At 39.5% G+C, this 19,332-nt stretch carries 15 protein-coding genes; 10 read left to right on the top strand and 5 right to left on the bottom strand.

Going from position 1 to position 19,332, the window contains the following annotated elements:
- Positions 1-20: 20 nt before the first annotated feature.
- Positions 21-3,338, bottom strand: a complete 3,318-nt coding sequence (locus tag KO525_RS02075) for an amidohydrolase family protein (protein ID WP_252736898.1) — start codon at positions 3,336-3,338, stop codon at positions 21-23.
- Positions 3,339-3,498: 160 nt separating this feature from the next.
- Here KO525_RS02075 and KO525_RS02070 point away from each other — a divergent pair, with 160 nt between their 5' ends.
- From KO525_RS02070 to KO525_RS02050, 5 genes are all read left to right on the top strand, one after another.
- Complete coding sequence (locus tag KO525_RS02070) at positions 3,499-4,281, top strand: HupE/UreJ family protein (RefSeq protein WP_215962121.1); 783 nt, start codon at positions 3,499-3,501, stop codon at positions 4,279-4,281.
- A gap of 270 nt (positions 4,282-4,551) precedes the next feature.
- The gene (locus KO525_RS02065) at positions 4,552-5,292 is read left to right on the top strand and encodes an enoyl-CoA hydratase-related protein (RefSeq protein ID WP_215962120.1); all 741 of its coding nucleotides are present in this window, start codon (positions 4,552-4,554) and stop codon (positions 5,290-5,292) included.
- Positions 5,293-5,588: 296 nt separating this feature from the next.
- Positions 5,589-5,957, top strand: a complete 369-nt coding sequence (locus tag KO525_RS02060) for a hypothetical protein (protein WP_215962119.1) — start codon at positions 5,589-5,591, stop codon at positions 5,955-5,957.
- A gap of 150 nt (positions 5,958-6,107) precedes the next feature.
- Positions 6,108-6,488 (top strand): response regulator, encoded by a 381-nt coding sequence (locus KO525_RS02055; RefSeq protein WP_215962118.1) that lies wholly within the window; start codon positions 6,108-6,110, stop codon positions 6,486-6,488.
- Complete coding sequence (locus KO525_RS02050; RefSeq protein WP_215962117.1) at positions 6,485-6,787, top strand: metalloregulator ArsR/SmtB family transcription factor; 303 nt, start codon at positions 6,485-6,487, stop codon at positions 6,785-6,787. The genes KO525_RS02055 and KO525_RS02050 overlap by 4 nt, the downstream gene beginning before the upstream one ends.
- Positions 6,788-6,874: 87 nt before the next feature.
- Here the strand turns inward: KO525_RS02050 and KO525_RS02045 are convergent, their stop codons facing one another.
- Entirely contained in the window at positions 6,875-7,630 is a 756-nt protein-coding gene (locus KO525_RS02045; protein WP_215962116.1) for an outer membrane protein assembly factor BamD, read from the bottom strand.
- 121 nt (positions 7,631-7,751) lie between these two features.
- On the opposite strand from KO525_RS02045, the gene rluD reads away from it, so the two are divergent.
- The 4 genes from rluD (at position 7,752) to KO525_RS02025 (ending at position 12,547) form a co-directional block, all read left to right on the top strand.
- Complete coding sequence (rluD, locus tag KO525_RS02040; RefSeq protein ID WP_215962115.1) at positions 7,752-8,735, top strand: 23S rRNA pseudouridine(1911/1915/1917) synthase RluD; 984 nt, start codon at positions 7,752-7,754, stop codon at positions 8,733-8,735.
- Positions 8,716-9,465 (top strand): peptidoglycan editing factor PgeF, encoded by a 750-nt coding sequence (pgeF, locus tag KO525_RS02035; RefSeq protein WP_215962114.1) that lies wholly within the window; start codon positions 8,716-8,718, stop codon positions 9,463-9,465. The genes rluD and pgeF overlap by 20 nt, the downstream gene beginning before the upstream one ends.
- A gap of 113 nt (positions 9,466-9,578) precedes the next feature.
- Positions 9,579-12,176 (top strand): ATP-dependent chaperone ClpB, encoded by a 2,598-nt coding sequence (gene clpB, locus KO525_RS02030; protein ID WP_215962113.1) that lies wholly within the window; start codon positions 9,579-9,581, stop codon positions 12,174-12,176.
- A 131-nt stretch (positions 12,177-12,307) separates the two neighbouring features.
- On the top strand, positions 12,308-12,547 hold the full coding sequence (locus KO525_RS02025) for a hypothetical protein (protein ID WP_215962112.1): 240 nt from the start codon (positions 12,308-12,310) through the stop codon (positions 12,545-12,547).
- A gap of 198 nt (positions 12,548-12,745) precedes the next feature.
- Here KO525_RS02025 and KO525_RS02020 read toward each other — a convergent pair whose 3' ends face one another.
- Entirely contained in the window at positions 12,746-15,289 is a 2,544-nt protein-coding gene (locus KO525_RS02020; RefSeq protein ID WP_215962111.1) for a PilZ domain-containing protein, read from the bottom strand.
- 274 nt (positions 15,290-15,563) lie between these two features.
- Here KO525_RS02020 and radA point away from each other — a divergent pair, with 274 nt between their 5' ends.
- On the top strand, positions 15,564-16,928 hold the full coding sequence (gene radA, locus KO525_RS02015) for a DNA repair protein RadA (protein WP_215962110.1): 1,365 nt from the start codon (positions 15,564-15,566) through the stop codon (positions 16,926-16,928).
- Positions 16,929-17,004: 76 nt separating this feature from the next.
- On the opposite strand, the gene KO525_RS02010 is transcribed toward radA, so the two are convergent.
- A complete protein-coding gene (locus tag KO525_RS02010) occupies positions 17,005-17,373 on the bottom strand; it encodes a PilZ domain-containing protein (RefSeq protein WP_215962109.1) in 369 nt (122 codons plus the stop codon).
- Positions 17,374-17,492: 119 nt separating this feature from the next.
- Positions 17,493-19,166 carry an energy-dependent translational throttle protein EttA gene (gene ettA, locus KO525_RS02005; RefSeq protein ID WP_215962108.1) on the bottom strand — a complete coding sequence of 558 codons (1,674 nt, stop codon included), beginning with the start codon at positions 19,164-19,166 and terminating at the stop codon, positions 17,493-17,495.
- Between the last annotated feature and the right edge of the window lie 166 nt (positions 19,167-19,332).

Here is a 19,332-nt window from a genome sequence, read left to right as displayed (position 1 = left end):
CGAGTTAATTACTGCTATTTTTAATGATGACTCCAATGGTATTTCTCAGATTTTTGTTCTTGCTCTTGTGCAGTCGCTGCTGGCATAGCATTAATTTCTAATCTGTCGAAAAATAGCTGTTCTGGTTCAAAGTCACCAGTTAAGACTTCTTTCATTGTCTTAGTGTCAAATAGTCGACCATTGATCATAGTATAGTCGACCATTTCCGATTGACGGATATCGTTTAAGACATCACCTTTTATGATGGCAAAGTCAGCTAATTTACCGTTTTCGATAGACCCTAAATCCTTGTCCATTCCTAATGCTTTAGCGCCATCAAACGTTGCGCCTCGTAACGCTTCCCACGGCGTAAATCCACCTTGTTGCAACATCCACATTTCCCAATGTGCAGCTAAACCTTCACGTTGTCCATGGGCACCGATTAATACCCGAACACCATTATCACGTAAAGTTTTAGCGTAGCTTGCTACGGCAAAGTGATTGTAATGATCATCGGGCGCTTTATAACGACGAATTGAAGTCGGCTCGATAATATAGCGAGGTGCGTAACGCATTAGTCGCTCGTTTTCCCAAACGTTTGTTCGATCGTACCAAAAGTATTCACCTGTTAAACCACCATAAGCAACTACTAATGTGGGGTTGTAGGCGGTTTCGGTTTGGCTCCACAGTTGTGTCAAATCACTATAACCTTTTGGCACATTTAACGAATGTTCAAGTGTGGTATGACCGTCGATAACCATTGTTATATTTTGGTATAGCTTACCGCCACCCTCTGGTACGACATTTACGCCAAGCTCTTTTGCCGCTGCTAAAACTTGTTGGCGTGTATCACGTCTTGGATGGTTGTAACTTTTAATCGAAACTGCACCATTTTCTTTTGTTCGTTTAATATGGAAACGAGCATCATCTAGACTATCTATTTTTGCTGTATACCCTGGTGCATAAGCGGCATATAGAATTTTACCTGTAGAAAAAATTCGAGGCGCTAGTATTTTTCCTGACTTTTGCAGTTCTGCGGCTGAAAATATTTCTCGGCTATCATTAGACGGGTCGTGGATTGTTGTTACGCCAAATGCAATTGACGAGAAGTTCTTCCAATTTTGTTGTGGAATGATTTGATTACTGCCTTGAGAACCATGCGCGTGGGCATCAATTAAACCAGGGACAATAGTATAACCAGTGAGGTCTTTGGTTTTAGCCCCTCTAGGAATTTCAATGTCACCTTGTTTGCCAACGGCAACAATTCGATTACCAGATACGATTACCACACCGTTTTTGATGACTTCTTGTTGATTATCGGCATCTTTCATTGTGACGACGTCAGCACCAATAAGCGCAATGGTTGATTCAGGAATATCGGCCTTTTTTGTGAAGCTTAAATCAATACCGTTATCCGTTGGCTCAGGTAATTCAGTTGCCGCACCTTTGATAAAGTCAAACGTATCCGTCAGTTTTCGTGAATATAAGGTGAACGCATTTGACCAATGTAAAGTGTCTGATTTAGCAGACCAATGGAGTTCTGATGCTGAGGCCTTAGAAGCTTGCTTAACCGGCACCCAAGTGGACTTAGGGCCAATACTCATCACTTTACCTAGTTTGGCGAATGGCGCGATATAGGCATTGTATTGATAAACAAACCCAAGCCATTTACCGTCTGGCGAAACTCGGAATTCAGTAATGTCATCACCCAATAAGACTTCACGTTGCTCTAATCCATCAATATTGGCGGTCATCAATTTTTTCTTCGTACCAAAGCTTTTATCTTGGTAATCAGCATAGAAAATTTGGTTGTTGTCAGCACCAAAATGGGCATTGTGACCAGATTTTAAAATCCGTTTCATTGATTTGCCTTTAACATCGGCAATATATAAACCAGGTTCCATTGACCATTCAGGAGATAATAAATAACCGCCAGTAAAACGATCAAAAATAACATGGTCGCCATCGGGAGAAAATCGAGGTTCGATATAATGGCCAGGTTCGGTCGTAATGGCTTTACCTCTACCACCTGAACTTCTAACAATGCTTACGGTGCCGAGCTTTTTGTCATCCCAAGTCGTATAAGCTATATATTTGCCATTGCGAGAAAAGCTTGGGTAGTATTCGTCGTGTTTATTTTGTTTCGTTAAGCGTTTAGTTTTACCCGATTTTACATCGCGGATGTACAATTTTCCGAGTGCTTGATAAACAATTTTATCACCTTTTGGTGACATGGTTGCCCAGCGTATTTGTTGGACTTTAAATTCATCTGGTGCGACATCAACAGCTACACGAACTGCTTGTTGTACTTTCTTTTCAACACTTACGTGGAATGGAATTTGTTTAACAGACTTGTCTTTGACTGAAATTTTTTGAAAATGGCCGTTGGTCCAAAATACAATTTGTTTACCGTCCGGTGTCCAATCAAAGTAGGCGTAGTTACCTTCGGTTCCAAACGTTTCTTGGTTATCCCTTTCCATTTCAGTATATAAGCGTGTATCAATTCCCGATTTGAGATCTTTGACATATAAAACCGTTTTATTGTCTTCACGTTTTAAATAGGCCATCGCGTTGCCATCTGGAGATGGGGTTGGAATTACCGCACCGCCGGCACCGCCGATATAACGTTCTTCTTCACCCGTAACTAGATCATGGCGAATAATATTGAAGAGTTCTAATGTCGAATTTTTGTTGTACTGCCAAACTCGGCCGCCAGTAACATCTTGCGTATAATAAAGATATTTACCATCTGGAGAAAATTTGGGGTCGGTAATATTTTTTTGATTAAATGCACCGTGACTCCCTGCTTTTATTTTACTGCCACTGCCGCCAGTATGATGGTAGATCCAAATTTCACCGGCTGCTATAGAACGAGAACTCATTACCCCACGAGTTGCTGCGATATATTGCCCATCATGACTCCATGTAGGGGTATGAATGGTATTGGCAGTTTCTTTAGATATCTGCATCGGCTCTGTGCCATCTGCATTCATGACCCATATGTTCATCATGCCATCACGGTCACTTAAAAATGCAATTTTTTTACCGTCTGGGCTGTAAGTGGCCTGCATATTCCAATCATAACCAACCAATAATGGGGTTGCTTCGCCGCCCGAAATTGGCATCGTATAAAGATCACCTAACATATCAAAAATAATGGTGTCACCATTTGGGTGGACGTCTAGGTTAGACCATGTTGATTCTGTTGTATCAATTTTTACCGTATGGACTTCACCAGTCGGTTGACTGACATCCCATTTTTCTTGCTCAGTTGTGTCGTTGGCAAAAGCGTGTGTTGAGCCAATCAACGAGAGTGCTAAAACGGCACGATTAACTGAGCGCTTACTTATTAATATCATTATTTTCTCCAGCGCGTAGGGTTGACGATTTTCAGTCTAGTGTACTTACCTTTAGTTCAGGATAAACACTATTGCGATGAAAGCGCAAAAAGCCCAGTTAATTCGCAACAAAGTTACGTTTAATTAAGGATATAATGTAAATAATTTAGAACTGGGGTAAATGATGTTTAAAACTTTAACTTTATATTTTGTTTTATTAATGAGTCCGTTAAGTACAGTTTATGCTGGTGATGATAATCAAATTGGAAACGCCATAACGGATAACATCTCAAGTGTTAATGCAAGTTTGGATGCGGAGAAATCTTCGGGCATGGCGCAACGGACCCCGTCTAAAGAAATGCTCGACGCCTTTAAAAATGTAGAGCAAAGCCAAGTTACCAACCTGACAACAAAACAAAGAGTAGAGAAATATCTCGTTTCTGGTTTTTTACATATTGTCCCAATGGGCTTAGATCACATTGTATTCATTATTGCCTTATTTTTATCAACCACAGTGTTTTCTACTCTATTTTGGCAAGTCACGGTTTTTACGCTTGCACATACCATTACGTTAGCATTGGCTACTATCTGGGGGATATCATTAGCGGCGAGTATAGTGGAGCCGCTTATTGCGCTTAGTATTATCTATGTAGCCATAGAAAATATACGGACTGAACAAACCTTAAAACGTCGATATCTAGTGACCTTTATTTTTGGCCTATTACACGGTTTTGGTTTTGCTTTTGTATTATCCGAATTTGGACTTAGCAACAATAATTTAGCCGTTTCATTAGTGTCGTTTAATGTTGGCGTCGAGCTTGGACAGTTATTTGTAATCGCTATTTTAATGACCTTATTTTATAAATGGAGTCGTGCGCCGAGTTATAGGGCATTTGTTCAGCTCCCATTGTCTGTTATTGTTGGATTTTTAGGTCTATTTTGGCTATTAGAGCGAATAATCTAAATATTAGTTGAATTCCTTTTCCGCTTTAAATAGACTGAGTAAATCCACTGTTTGTGCGATTGATTATTTCAATAAAAACAATAATAAAGGAAATACGCATGTATTCTAATTCTTATAGTAAAGGTATTGGCCTTGGCCATGTCTGTGTTTTGGTTGTTTTACTAGCCGTTGTAACACTAGCAACTCAGTTATAATACGTTTACCGTTTTAAATTTTCGCCCAGCATTGCTGGGCGTTTTTGTATCTGACGTTTAAAAAGGTTGAGATAAGATGAATGAAATTGTTACCCGCGACATTGGTCATGTTCTTCATATAGAATTAAATCGGCCACAAGTTAAAAATGCGCTGTCTATTGAAATGTATCGAGAGTTAGTTGAGGCATTTGAGTATTTGGATTCGTCTGACAATTTACATGTTGGTTTAATATACGGTTCTACGAGTTGTTTTAGTGCTGGCAACGATTTAAAAGACTTTATGAATTCAAGTGTTTTAGATGATAGTCATCCAACCGTAAAGTTTATTAAGTTACTGGCCAACTTTTCAAAACCAATTGTCGCAGCAGTTGCTGGGCCTGCAGTTGGTATTGGTACGACGATGTTATTACATTGTGATATGGTTATTGCGGCAAATAATAGTAAATTTCAACTGCCATTTGTGCAACTTGGTTTGTGCCCAGAAGCTGGCTCAAGCTTGTTGTTGCCATATATGGCCGGTCATCCAAGAGCTTTTGAGTATTTAGTTTTAGGTAAACCTTTTAACGCGGATACGGCGTTAGATATGGCGATGATTAATCAAGTGGTTGAACCCGGTGATGTGATAAATGTCGCAAGTCAAATCGCTGAAACGTTAAGTCTGTTGCCAGTTGAAGCCGTGATTGAAAGTAAAAGGTTAATGAAGTTACCTTTACGACAAGTGCAAAATGCGTCTATAGCCCAAGAATTGGGGGCTTTCTCAAGTTTACTTAAGTCGGATGAGTGTCAAAAGCGAGTGTCGTCATTTTTTAATAAATAAAACACCTTTTGCCAATTCATCATGTTTGTGAATTGGCATTAACTGCACTTACAACTATGGATGTCATGATTTTTGTCGGTTAAACAAGTCGCCTGGTTTCCCCTAAATTTAACCCCCACGTCATAACTCATGTTCTATTTTTTAACCTTGTTCTAGATTGATAAACATCGGTTTTGTTTCTTTTTGTTTCTTCCACTTAAATGTGTTGTTGATCACCAAATGTTAAATAGTTGGTAGAAACGCCAGCAATTACTATACTCAAATCTGGTTCTGTTTTTCATTGGTTAGGGGGAAGTATGATCTTACCTAAAACGCTATATGAAATATTGCCATATACTTACATGTCTATTGGGGTAGCTGAAATTGGTTACTTCAAATCATATTTAACTACAAGTTCAGGTCTGTTGTTCTTTTTTGCAGGGGCGTTGATTTGGATTTTACGATCGAACTATCGCCGATTTGATGACTTTCGTTTATTTGATTCAAAGTCAAAGCTTGGTTTATATGAGTTGAAGCCATTTTTGCTTATTTTACTCGGGGTAATGTTTTATACCTGGTTTGGTTCAAATTTGACGAGTTCTTTTGCAACGTTAGCTGTTTTGGTTGGTATATATATTGTTTTTTTGAGAGCGATAAAAAGAAGCCGACAGTTAAAATTTGGATAGGTGCCACACTAGAGCTGAGTTTGAAATACACAAAATCTAACAATTTAATCAATAATCGTCGTTAACTACTAAACTAGTTTGGGTTATAAGTATATAAATTATAAGGTAATATAAATTAGCTAATAAAGCTTAATCGGAGTAAAAATTTAGATGGTTGCAATAACCAATTTGTCTTTTTTGATTGTTGACGATGTAGCAATGGTTCGTGATTTTTTACGTCAAACATTAGTTAACATGGGGGCCAACAATATTTTTGAAGCTTCGACAGGTGAGGGGGGGATGCAGTCCTTTAACAAAAACTTACCAGATATTATTTTTTTAGATATAGAATTACCTAAATCAAACGGCCAACAAATATTGAAAGAAATGAGATTAATTAAGCCAAATGCATTTGTTGTAATGGTCTCTGCGCATTCGAGTGCTGATAATGTAAAAACATCAATAGAATTAGGCGCTTCAGGTTTTGTTGTTAAACCGTTTACATCACAAAAAATCCGCTCGGTTTTAAAAAGGTATATGCAGAACAAATGAATTTAGAAGAAATGCGTGTGTGCGCGCCACAAGCTTTGGCTTTACTTAAAACAATGGCAAACGAAAAACGCCTTTTTATTCTGTGTAATTTGCTTGATGGAGAATTATCAGTAAATGAGTTAGCTGAACGTGTTGGGCTTAGCCAGTCAGCATTGTCACAACACTTAGCAATTCTGCGGAATGAAGAGTACGTTGCGACTCGTAAAGCCTCACAGACCGTCTATTATTCGTTAAGTGGTGATGAAGTTAAACAAATAATGAGTTTGCTCCATCAACTTTATTCAACTAAAACGCCATAAAAAAAGCGCTTAATGAAATAACCCTATAGTTGGACATGCCAATCGTTGGGATCATTTCATTAAGCGCTTTTTGATTAGCGGGGGGGGCTAATCTGAAAAGTTTTCAGCTAATACTTTTTCCGTATCCGCTTTCATCTCTGGTAATTCAAGTTTGTCATATGCTTCAATCATAATTTCTAGTGCACGTTTCACACTGCCGCTCTGACCATAATATTCTAAGACATATTTACAACGATTAACGGCCGCCACATAAGATGAACGTCTCATATAATATTCGGCAATAACGATTTCATGACTGGCCAGTTTATCAAGTAAAACCTTCATTCGTGATTTAGCTTCTTCACTGTATTTACTATTTGGGTACTTGATTACTAGTTTCTTGAAGTCTTTAAAGGCTTCACGAGAACCTTCCATATCTTTATCCGCATTTTCAATACCAAAGAAGTTTTGGAATGCGTTTTCGCCGGTATCCATATTCACCAACCCACGCATATAAATCACGTAATCAAGATTACTATGATCTGGGTTTAGTCGAATAAAGCGGTCTATAGCTGGTAACGCTTCTTCATATTTGCCTGATTTATAATAGGCAAACATTAAATCAAGCTGTACTTGACGAGAAAGCGGCCCAAATGGGTAACGGCTTTCTAAATCTGTTAATATACCAATCGCACGGGTATACATATTGTTGTTAAGGTGCTGTTTGGCTTCTTGGTAGCGAGCCTGAGGTGAACGATCGGGTAAACGCTCTACATCTTGGTCCGGTGCTGAAGTACAAGCAGAAACAAAAATACTGATAGCAATCAGTAAGGTAAATCGAAATCTAGACTTAAAATTAAACATTAATTACAACCTGAAGAGTTTTCTTTTCTCGTTAAACCATTTTTCGAGTAGAATAGGCAATATCGACCGCATTCTAACTCAGTCCTTAGTGACATGCACTGGCAAATTCAAACTATTTATCATGAACAAAGAAACAATAGAACTACATGCACACGTTAAAGAAGAACATTTTGGCAAACGCTTAGACCAAGTAATTGCTGATTTGTTTCCTGAATATTCAAGAAGTCGTCTTAAAGAGTGGATTTTAGATGAAAAAGTTCAAGTTAATGGCGAAATAATTTCAAAAGCTCGAGAAAAGATGATGGGCGATGAAGAAATTCATATCTCAGCTGAGCTTGAGGTAGAGGTCCATCACCAACCAGAAGATATCAAATTAGATATCGTTTATGAAGATGATGACATTTTAGTTATCAACAAACCGGCGAATTTGGTGGTACATCCAGGGGCTGGTAATCAGTCTGGAACCATTTTGAATGCCTTACTGCATCATTTTCCAGAAATTGATCTAGTTCCGCGAGCTGGTATCGTACATCGTCTAGATAAAGATACGACAGGGTTAATGGTTGTTGCTAAAACGGTACCCGCCCAAACTCAGTTAGTATCAGATATGCAAAACAGAGAAGTGACCAGAGAATATGAAGCTGTCTGTTTAGGGCGTCTAACTGCCGGCGGAACGGTAGATAAACCAATTGGTCGTCATTCAACCAAACGCACGAGTATGGCGGTAACCAATATGGGTCGTGAATCAGTGACTCATTATCGTTTGATCAAAAAGTTTCGAGTTCACACGCATATTCGTTTAAGGCTAGAAACCGGACGGACACACCAAATTCGTGTGCATATGTCTCATATTAGACATCCATTAGTGGGTGACATTCAATATGGCGGCAGAGTGCATACGCCAAAAGGTGCGTCTGAGCAGTTTATTCAATACTTAAGAAGTTTTAAACGCCAAGCATTACATGCGGCAATGTTGAGTTTTCACCACCCAATAAGTGGCGAAGAAATGACATTTGAAGCACCACTGCCAGACGATTTTATTCAGTTATTAAGTGAATTAAACAACGACGCAACGGAACATCAAGATGAAATGGATTTCTGCTGATTTTCCAAATTTAAGCAGTAAAATTAAAAAACGTATTTGTGCTGGCACGAGTACGCGATTGGACGGAGTGTCAAAAGCTCCGTTTAATGGACTTAACGTCGCCACCCATGTCGGCGACGATTTATCTTCTGTGATGGCCAATCGAGCTTTGTTACGCGAAGAGCTTAATTTTCCCTCTGAGCCATATTGGCTAAATCAAACCCACACAAATACTGTTGTGGAATTACCTTATGAGTACCGGCCTTATTTAGAGGCAGATGCAAGTTACACTTTCTTGACGAAAACACTGTGCGCGGTAATGACCGCAGATTGTTTACCATTATTGTTAGTTGACAATACCGGCACTCAAGTAGCCGCAATTCATGCTGGGTGGCGTGGATTAGCCAATGGTATTATCGCTAAAACCCTTGCAAAATTTACCGCTCAGGCACAGGATTTACACGTTTATATGGGGCCAGCAATAGGCCAAAGCGCATTTGAAGTTGGCCAAGACGTTTTTGATTACTTCCAACAACTTAATCCTATTTTTAGCAGGTGTTTTGAGTCAAAAAAAATCCCCCAAAAATATTCTGCAAATATATACGAAATTGCAAAAATTCAACTAGAGTTATTGGGCGTTAAGTTTATTTCGGGGGGCGAACATTGCACATTTGAACAGAATGACCAATTTTACTCTTACCGTCGAGATGGCCAAACCGGACGCATGGTTTCCATTATTTGGATTGACTAGGTTGACTGTTTAAATCGGTATGAACAATTAATTTTACTGTTTGTCATTGAAAAATTCGAATTAGACCAAACTTTTATAAGTAACTAAGTCCGTTTCTATTTTCGAGGTATGTAATGCGATTAGATCGATTAACAAATAAATTTCAACAGGCAATTGCCGATGCACAGTCATTAGCTGTTGGTCGTGATCATCAATATATAGAACCTGTTCACATTCTCAACTCTCTTATTAATCAAGAAAATAGCTCGGTTATTACCTTGCTTCATCATTGTCGAGTGAACGCCGCAGAGTTACGCTCAAAAATATCAAGAGAGTTGGAAGCTATCCCTACCGTGACCGGAATTGGTGGCGACATTCAATTGTCTCGAAGCACGGCTCAAATTTTAAATATGTGTGACAAACTGGCGCAACAGCGGAAAGACAAATTTATAACCAGTGAAGTATTCCTACTCGCTTTGGTCGACGATAATGGTACTGCCGGTAAAATACTAAAATTACTCGGTTTGACAAAGCAAAAAGTTGAAGAAGCGATAAATACGATGCGTGGTGGGCAGAAAGTTGAAGATGCCAACGCGGAAGATGTACGTCAAGCTCTTGAAAAATATACAGTTGATTTAACTCAACGCGCTGAACAAGGTAAGCTAGACCCTGTTATTGGGCGAGACGAAGAGATCCGCCGCACTGTGCAGGTATTGCAACGCCGTACAAAAAACAACCCTGTGTTAATTGGTGAACCTGGTGTTGGTAAAACAGCCATTGTAGAAGGCTTAGCGCAACGGATCATCAATGGTGAAGTGCCTGAGGGACTTAAAAGCAAACGTGTGTTGTCGCTCGATCTGGGTGCCTTAGTTGCGGGCGCGAAATTTCGTGGTGAATTTGAAGAACGACTTAAATCGGTATTAAATGAACTTGCGAAAGAAGAAGGGCAGGTCATCCTATTTATCGATGAAATTCATACTATGGTTGGTGCCGGTAAATCTGATGGCGCAATGGATGCCGGTAACATGCTTAAACCGGCATTAGCCCGAGGCGAATTACATTGTGTTGGTGCCACAACGTTAGACGAATATCGTAAATACATTGAAAAAGATGCTGCATTGGAACGTCGTTTCCAGAAGGTTCAGGTTGATGAGCCAAACGTTGAAGATACAGTGGCAATTTTACGTGGATTAAAAGAGCGTTACGAATTGCATCATTCTGTTGATATTACCGACCCTGCAATCGTAGCAGCGGCCAGCTTATCTCATCGTTACATCAGTGACAGACAATTACCTGACAAAGCGATTGATCTTATTGATGAAGCGGGTTCCAGTATTCGAATGCAAATCGATTCCAAGCCAGAAGAATTGGAAAAATTGGAACGGAAAATCATTCAATTAAAACTTGAAGATAATGCGCTGTTAAAAGAAACAGATGAAGCCAGTAAAAATCGATTAATGTTGATCAGAGATCAGATCAATATATTAGATAAAAAATACCAAGAGCTCGAAGAAGTGTGGAAAGCTGAAAAAGCTGCATTGTCAGGCACTCAAAATATTAAAGAGCAACTTGAACAGTCCAGAATGGACCTTGATACAGCGCGACGAGCAAGCGATTTGCAACGTATGTCTGAACTGCAATATGGTCGAATACCAGAGCTTGAAAAACAGTTGGATTTAGCGTCGCAGGCAGAAATGCAAGGCATGACATTGCTTCGTAATAAAGTGACAGAAAAAGAAATTGCTGAGGTTTTATCACGTTGGACGGGGATCCCGGTCACTAAGATGCTTGAAAGTGAACGTGATAAATTGTTGAAAATGGAAGAACAGCTGCACGCTAAAGTCATAGGACAAGAAGAGGCGGTCAGATCTGTAGCAAATGCAATTCGTCGTTCGCGAGCTGGGCTGTCAGACCCAAACCGACCAAATGGCTCGTTTTTGTTCCTTGGCCCAACGGGAGTAGGGAAAACCGAGCTTACTAAATCTTTAGCTCACTTTCTATTCGATTCAACCGACGCTATGGTTCGTATAGATATGTCTGAGTTTATGGAGAAGCACTCGGTCGCTCGACTAATTGGTGCGCCTCCTGGTTATGTGGGTTATGAAGAAGGTGGGTACTTAACTGAACTTGTACGCCGAAAACCTTACTCTGTTGTTTTGCTAGATGAGGTTGAAAAAGCCCACCCTGATGTGTTTAATATATTGTTACAAGTGTTAGATGAAGGTCGGTTAACAGATGGACAAGGTCGAACCGTCGACTTTAGAAATACCGTTATTATTATGACCTCAAATCTAGGCTCTGATTTAATTCAATCAGGATATGTAGGTAAAGAACCTGCCGATTATGAATCGATGAAGGCTATGGTCATGGAAGTTGTCGGTAAACATTTCCGTCCAGAGTTCATTAATCGAATTGACGACACTGTGGTATTTCATCCGTTGAATTCTGCTGAAATTAAACAGATTGCCGGAATTCAATTAACGGGGCTGAAAAAACGATTAGCTGAACAAGAAGTAGAAATGACCTTAACGGAAGCGGCATTAGATCAAATAGCGGAAGCGGGTTTTGATCCAGTGTTTGGTGCAAGGCCATTAAAACGTGCAATTCAATTGTATGTTGAAAACAAACTTGCACAAGCTTTGTTGTCAGGCGAAATTAAACCGAAAGACAAGATTGAATTAGATGTGATTGATGGTGAATTTACGTTAAATATTCAGTCCGTTGATGTTTAAAAATAGAGTTCAGTGTCCATCTGTTGTATTTTGACAGTAATAAAGTTCGGCAATGTTATTGGGTTCGTTTGTAGCTAGTTAACCATTGCCGACGTTTTACCAAAAATTGATAATTTAGAAAGGAATGATAAATGAAAACGATGACATGTAAGCAATTAGGCGGTGCGTGCGACCTTAAATTTCAAGCTGAAACATTCGAGGAAATGGCTGAAAAAAGTAAGATGCACGGCATGGAAATGTTTCAAAAACAAGATCCTGAACATTTAGAAGCGATGCAAAAAGTGATGGCGTTAATGCAACAACCAGAAAAATTGCAAGAATTTTTTGATCAAAAACGCAGTGAGTTTGAACAGCTTCCAGACGATAAATAACTCGTTATATCTATTGGTTTTATCAGTGCATTATTGTTCGACTTGTGTAATAGCAACCATCGCGAGTCGACATTAAAATATATGGGAGGGTTACACATATATAATGTAATCCGTTTCTCGTTTCTTGTTTTGATTCTGGGGGGACTTTGGACTAGAGAATTTCCAGTGGAAGGACTTCAGCAGGCCGCAACTTAATAACTAGTTTAATAATTTGTAACGTCGTTCCAATTGCTTTTGGATTTCTTCAACAGAGTAACCAAATCTGGTTAATACTTCTTCAGATATATCAACCATATCGCCAACACCAGTAACATTCCACAACCGGCCTTCAAGTTCTTTTGCTCTATGTTGGGAATAATTTCCAATGTAACTTAGCTCTCTGGAAATATAATCCATGTCAGGACGCCCAGTTTTCGAAATATAAATTCTAAAAGCAAAAAATACATCGGCTTTGGTACTGGCTTTGATAAAGCTCGTTAACATTTCGGTTGATAAAAACTGATCTGCGTAATGGCATATAAACGAGCGAGCTTCTGTATTTTGATCGGTACGATAACGAATAAACAGTTCCACTGTTTTAGGTGTATCTGCCCGTTCCATATCGGCAACGAGAGGAGCAAACACATTGTTTGCCGCGTTGTCTTTTAGCAAAGGGTATAGACTAATATCATGTTGTTCAGGTTTATGTTTACTCAACAAGTGCAAAATCAAGTTAGCTTCGCAGCTCTTCCCCACCAAATTTATGTCAACTTTTGTTCCTTCTTTGTCGATATAAATAGGCGTGTTGCAAACGTGTTTAGCGCACAAGTTTCTTAGCGCTTTAGATAAACCCGGATAGCGACTTTCCATTTTTGCAGGGGTAAGTTTGGCTTTGTTCTGCACAATTAGTTTTTTGAAAAATTGTCGACCATGATGCACGCCTTTAGGTTCAAAGGTTCGTAAATTCATAACTGTTTTGTCGCGCGAAATAGCCACGATTTCGTATGCTAATTTAGTTAAATTAAACTTGTTAGTTACACGCTGCATTTCAGGCAGACCAATGACAATAATATCGCCTTTTGTAAACGGGCAACCTTGCTCAATGACAAGCTGTAAGCCGTGACTTGAAAAGTCACGTGTCGTACCTTTTGCTCGTTCTTCTTGGCCTGGGAGGGCAACAGAGACCTCTGTCTTATATAAATAGCGCTCCTCTGACCTTAAATTAACGTATTCAATGGTTTCGACTTCCATATTTATGTAACGTTTTAATTTAGGGTGGCCAAACTTGTTCAATTGTGCGGCCGGCGCAGTCATCTCATGATATTTTTGATAGGCTTCTTTTTGATCTGGATTTGAAATCGGAGTCATATAAACAATGAATTTTAAATTCTGCAATAACCCTTGGACTTTTGGTGACGGTATTTGATTGTAGCGTTGAATTTCTTTACCTGCGGAATCTGGAACAGATAAAGGAATATGGGCATCATGTTCTGAAACCGGTACTAACTGTAATTTGAAAACTTTCCAACTGTCTTTTTTACTCGCAAAATGCAAAAACGTTGACCGCAATTCTGGCGATGCATCGAGTTCTTCAGTGGTTGCAGAGTAAAAATATACTTTTCCTTTACGAGCGTGGGTAAAGCAATAAAGTAAAGACTCCTTAATGCCGCGATCACTGAGCAGCATATTTTCAAGTCTTGCCATATCCAATATTTGTTGAAATACCAAATTTTTACTTTCGTCACTAAAATAGCCAAGTGTGGAACGATTGTTTTCGGTCGCGAGCGCCAATGTAGGCAACAAACGGTCATTAATTTGACGGATATAAACGGGCAAGGTGGTAACCCGTGGTAGGTAATACTGCTCATACCCCTTAACCGCTACAGCTTCAAGCGTATTGTCCAAATTCACTTTATAGCGACGTTTATTGCCGTTTATAAAATTGCCAAGGAAATCATCAAAGGCTGCAATGTCCTCAGTGAATGTTCTTTTCATTCTAATGTAATTATTGGCGATATTGATTTTATCGATGCCAACGACTTCATATTGAATACCGTCTTTGAGACCTAATTCAAACTCTTGCTCTAAACCTGTTAGGTAAATTGCAATTTTTTGACCTTTAACAAACTTTCTCGCAGAAGGCACTTTTACTTTTATCCCACTAACCGAGAGGTCACTACTGACTGCTTTTAATGTATCACCAATTGCAAATTGCATTTCAATAGCGATACTGAAATTCATTCGCTCTTCTGCTCGAATTCCGTATTGGGTAAAGTGCACAAGATTTGCACCGTAAATGATTTTGGGTTTTTCTGGGGCTTTATTTACTTGTTCAGCATCTGCACTAGTAGAGGCTCGTGGGTTTTTTTCCTGTCGAGCTTTTTCAACTAGACGCGCTTCTTGCTCTTTTTTATGCATTACCCTATGGTTGTTTTCCGCATTAAGCACGGCTTCGTAACAACCAATGGTGTATTGACCAAATTTTTCTATTTGATCTTTAAAAATTTGTTTAGCGACTTCATCTAGAAAATGGATCTGTCCCTTATATTCAAATGCAGTAGGTTCGCCAGCAACATGGCCACGTAAATCTAAGAGTCGGTTACAAGGTTGCCCAAGTCTCTTCAACTCCATTTTTATAAGAAACTGTTTGGCCTTAGGTACACTCGATACTTTAGATTTAAATTGCTTATCAAAGTCCGCGTGATTGACCGCAGATTTTAAATCTTCAATTATGTTGTTGTAATCGTGTAATTCGGTTGCCATATAAAGATTTGATTACCTGCAATTTTTAATACAAAACAATTAAAACCCACCTCACAAATGAATACAATTATTTATAAATCATTTATAATTTTCAATTGAGTAACAATTTAGTTTATTTAATTTTTTGTTATTTATTCATAAATATAGAGCATTTAGCTCTAACATCAATAGTTCGGGTCAAATACAAATTTAAACAAGTGTATATTTTATTACTTTAGATGAAGCAATAATTATGCCACGGACTTGTGACATTAGTATAACAAGCAGAGAAATTATGGCGAAATCAAAAATAGCGTATGTATGTAGCGATTGTGGTTCAGAGTATCCGCGGTGGCAGGGACAATGTACAGATTGCCATGCTTGGAATACGATTTCTGAATTCCGTGTTGCAGCTAAGACTAAGGCATCTGTTAGCCGTTATGAAGGTTATGCGGGAGCAGCTGAGAACAAGGTCCAAACTTTGGATAAGGTTAACCTTGAAGCACTGCCTAGGTTTACGACTGGTTATGGAGAATTTGACCGAGTATTAGGCGGCGGCGTAGTGCCTGGTTCTGCAATACTAATTGGCGGAAGTCCAGGTGCAGGGAAAAGTACTTTATTGCTGCAAACAATGTGCTTTTTGGCCGAGCATATGTCTACCCTATATGTGACGGGGGAAGAGAGTTTGCAACAAGTTGCGATGCGAGCTAATCGACTAGGTTTAGCAACCAATAAATTAAACGCATTGGCAGAAACAAGTGTAGAAGCGATTTGTATTCATGCTCAAAATATCAAACCTTCGATTATGGTTGTTGATTCAATTCAAGTTATGCATATGGCTGAAATTGCATCTGCGCCGGGGAGTGTATCTCAGGTACGTGAAGGCGCAGCGTATTTAACTCGTTTTGCGAAACAAAATAATGTTGCGGTGATTATGGTTGGCCATGTCACCAAAGACGGTAATTTGGCAGGGCCTAAAGTATTGGAACACTGTATCGATGCTAGCATCATGTTAGATGGTGACACAGATGGCCGATATCGAACTTTACGAGGTACTAAAAACAGATTTGGCGCGGTTAATGAGCTTGGTGTGTTTGCAATGACGGACAAAGGCTTAAAAGAAGTCAGTAATCCAAGCGCAATATTTTTAAATCGTGCAGAAGGGGACTCGTCTGGCAGCTCTGTTATGGTTTTATGGGAAGGAACTCGCCCGTTGTTGGTCGAAATTCAAGCCTTGGTTGATCACTCGCAAATGGGGCACCCCAGGCGCGTTGCTGTCGGTTTAGACTCAAACCGGCTAGCAATGTTACTTGCTGTACTACACAGACATGGCGGCTTGATGCTTGGCGATCAGGATGTTTTTGTTAATGTTGTTGGGGGCGTAAAAGTTAGTGAAACGAGTGCAGATTTAGCGCTGTTGTTGGCCATGGTATCAAGTTTTCGAGATTCCCCGTTGGATCGTGAGCTTGTTGTTTTTGGAGAGGTTGGTCTCGCTGGTGAAATAAGACCGGTTGCAAATGGCCAAGAACGTTTGCGGGAGGCCGCGAAACATGGCTTTAAACGTGCAATCGTACCCAAAAACAATATGCCTAAAGATACAATTGCCAATATGAAGGTGATTGGTATATCGCGCTTAGTTGAGGCGTTAGAACACCTTTAAAGTGACTATACTAAGTCACGGGTTTGTCGCCATTTTAAAATTTGGTGACAACCATGACTTTATCCGCTGGCAAGGATTATTCTGGGTTTGGAAATGTTAACGAATTCAAATTTCTATCAAGCAGTTCTGAACTGCCGACGTTTAATTCTACTAATCGACGCAAGTGGCTCACGCTCTGTAAATCGATTTTTTCGCAGTGAATTCCTAAATGTTCTTTTTCAACATGGGTAATATGACCCGTCAATTCGACTTCAACATCGGATTCGTTAAGGCAAAACTTTAATAGACACGTTTCTTTAACAAGATTTTCAATCCCTTTTATTTGTGCAATCAATGCACCTTTTAATGATATATCAACGAGTGTCGTTGGGTAATCGATATTATTAACTGTCAGGGTTGCTGGGGCCGAAAATACAATACGAGTAAATCGCCGTTTGTCTTCCATTTTACTTACCACTCATATAGAAAGATTATTTACTTATCATGGAACTTATTGAAGAAAAATCAAGCTTAATTAGCGGTGAGTGTTTTCACCGCTAATTAAAGTCACACCATATAGGCTTATTATTTCAAGCGTTTGTACTTGATACGATGTGGTTCTGCGGCCGCAGCACCGTAGGTTTTTTTCAACCAAACTTCATAATCTGAATAGTTACCTTCGAAAAATTCAATCTTACCTTCATCACGGTAATCCAAAATATGAGTCGCAATCCGGTCTAGGAACCAGCGGTCATGCGAGATGACCATTGCGCTACCAGGGAACTCCAGTAGGGCATTCTCAAGTGCACGTAACGTTTCAACGTCTAGGTCATTGGTTGGTTCGTCGAGCAGTAAAACGTTGCCGCCTGCTTTTAGCAGCTTAGCCAAATGCACTCGATTTCGTTCACCACCTGATAAATCACCAATGCGCTTTTGTTGATCTGAGCCTTTGAAATTAAATCGACTTACATAAGCGCGCGATGGCACTTCAAAGTTGCCAACCTGAATAATATCACTGCCTTCAGATATTTCTTCATAAACAGAATTACCGTCGTTCATTGAATCTCTAAACTGATCAACGGATGAAAGTGATACTGAGTCACCGACAACTATTTCGCCAGAATCCGGCGTATCTGCGCCACTAATTAATTTAAATAGTGTTGATTTACCTGCGCCATTTGGGCCTATAATTCCCACTATGCCGCCTTTAGGAACAGAAAACGACAGGTTGTCAATTAAGACTCTGTCGCCAAAACCTTTGTTGACGTTGCTGACTTCAATTACTTTATCACCGAGTCTTGGCCCTGGTGGAATATATAACTCATTGGTTTCATTTCGTTTTTGGTAATCATTACTTTGAAGCTCTTCAAATCGAGCCATACGGGCTTTAGATTTTGCATGACGACCTTTTGGATTGGTTCGTACCCATTCTAATTCAGATTGAATTGACTTCTGGCGTGAGTTTTCACTACGTTCTTCTTGTGCTAAACGTACTTCTTTTTGTTCCAACCAGCTAGAGTAATTGCCTTCCCATGGAATACCCGCGCCACGGTCTAGCTCTAAGATCCAACCTGCGACGTTGTCTAAGAAATACCTATCGTGGGTTATAGCAACGACAGTTCCTTCGTATTCATGTAAAAATCGCTCTAACCAAGCAACCGACTCTGCATCTAAATGGTTGGTCGGTTCGTCGAGTAATAACATGTCAGGTTTGTCTAATAGCAATCGACAAATAGCCACCCGGCGACGCTCACCACCAGATAGGTGTTCTATTTTTGCATCCCATTCTGGTAAACGAAGCGCGTCAGCGGCGACTTCTAGTTGGTTATCTAAATTGTGGCCATCTTTTGCTTGGATAATACTTTCTAGCTCGCCTTGCTCTTTAGCTAAAGCGTCAAAGTCGGCGCCTTCTAGAGCATATTCAGCGTAGACTTCATCAAGTCTTGAAAGTGCATTTTTAACATCACTAACGGCTTCCTCAACAATTTCTCGAACTGTTTTAGACAAATCCATTTGTGGTTCTTGCGGTAAATAGCCAATTTTAATCCCGGCCATTGGTCTTGCTTCACCTTCGATCTCGGTGTCTAAACCAGCCATAATTCGAAGTAACGTAGACTTACCTGAACCATTTAGTCCAAGCACGCCAATTTTTGCACCAGGAAAAAAGCTAAGTGATATATCCTTGAGGATCGTGCGTTTTGGTGGAACAACTTTACTCACACGATTCATTGAAAAAATAAATTTATCTGGCAATGCCATAGGAAACCTTTTTAATGTTTAGAACTGATGCCGCTATTTTAAGTGACATACACCACGATAGGCAAACAGCAATTCAATTTATATCTAACTTCTGTTTTATTGTTTTAATCGCAATATTTTCGCTTGCTCATACAAATGTTCAATTGAATTTTTGTTGCTCTAACAA

Origin of the sequence: Psychrosphaera sp. B3R10, from assembly GCF_018861025.1 — a bacterium.
Taxonomy (GTDB): domain Bacteria; phylum Pseudomonadota; class Gammaproteobacteria; order Enterobacterales; family Alteromonadaceae; genus Psychrosphaera; species Psychrosphaera algicola.
Note: the sequence above shows the minus strand (reverse complement) of the source record. Positions and strands in the feature narration are given on the sequence as shown.

Bases quoted from the DNA above. Each gene is read 5' to 3' on its own strand.
- KO525_RS02025 (WP_215962112.1), top strand. From the start codon at position 12,308: ATGAAAACGATGACATGTAAGCAATTAGGCGGTGCGTGCGACCTTAAA.
- KO525_RS02075 (WP_252736898.1), bottom strand. From the start codon at position 3,338: ATGATATTAATAAGTAAGCGCTCAGTTAATCGTGCCGTTTTAGCACTC.
- KO525_RS02020 (WP_215962111.1), bottom strand. From the start codon at position 15,289: ATGGCAACCGAATTACACGATTACAACAACATAATTGAAGATTTAAAA.
- KO525_RS02055 (WP_215962118.1), top strand. From the start codon at position 6,108: ATGGTTGCAATAACCAATTTGTCTTTTTTGATTGTTGACGATGTAGCA.
- radA (WP_215962110.1), top strand. From the start codon at position 15,564: ATGGCGAAATCAAAAATAGCGTATGTATGTAGCGATTGTGGTTCAGAG.
- pgeF (WP_215962114.1), top strand. From the start codon at position 8,716: ATGAAATGGATTTCTGCTGATTTTCCAAATTTAAGCAGTAAAATTAAA.
- clpB (WP_215962113.1), top strand. From the start codon at position 9,579: ATGCGATTAGATCGATTAACAAATAAATTTCAACAGGCAATTGCCGAT.
- KO525_RS02045 (WP_215962116.1), bottom strand. From the start codon at position 7,630: ATGTTTAATTTTAAGTCTAGATTTCGATTTACCTTACTGATTGCTATC.
- rluD (WP_215962115.1), top strand. From the start codon at position 7,752: ATGAACAAAGAAACAATAGAACTACATGCACACGTTAAAGAAGAACAT.
- KO525_RS02070 (WP_215962121.1), top strand. From the start codon at position 3,499: ATGATGTTTAAAACTTTAACTTTATATTTTGTTTTATTAATGAGTCCG.
- KO525_RS02060 (WP_215962119.1), top strand. From the start codon at position 5,589: ATGATCTTACCTAAAACGCTATATGAAATATTGCCATATACTTACATG.
- KO525_RS02050 (WP_215962117.1), top strand. From the start codon at position 6,485: ATGAATTTAGAAGAAATGCGTGTGTGCGCGCCACAAGCTTTGGCTTTA.
- KO525_RS02065 (WP_215962120.1), top strand. From the start codon at position 4,552: ATGAATGAAATTGTTACCCGCGACATTGGTCATGTTCTTCATATAGAA.
- KO525_RS02010 (WP_215962109.1), bottom strand. From the start codon at position 17,373: ATGGAAGACAAACGGCGATTTACTCGTATTGTATTTTCGGCCCCAGCA.
- ettA (WP_215962108.1), bottom strand. From the start codon at position 19,166: ATGGCATTGCCAGATAAATTTATTTTTTCAATGAATCGTGTGAGTAAA.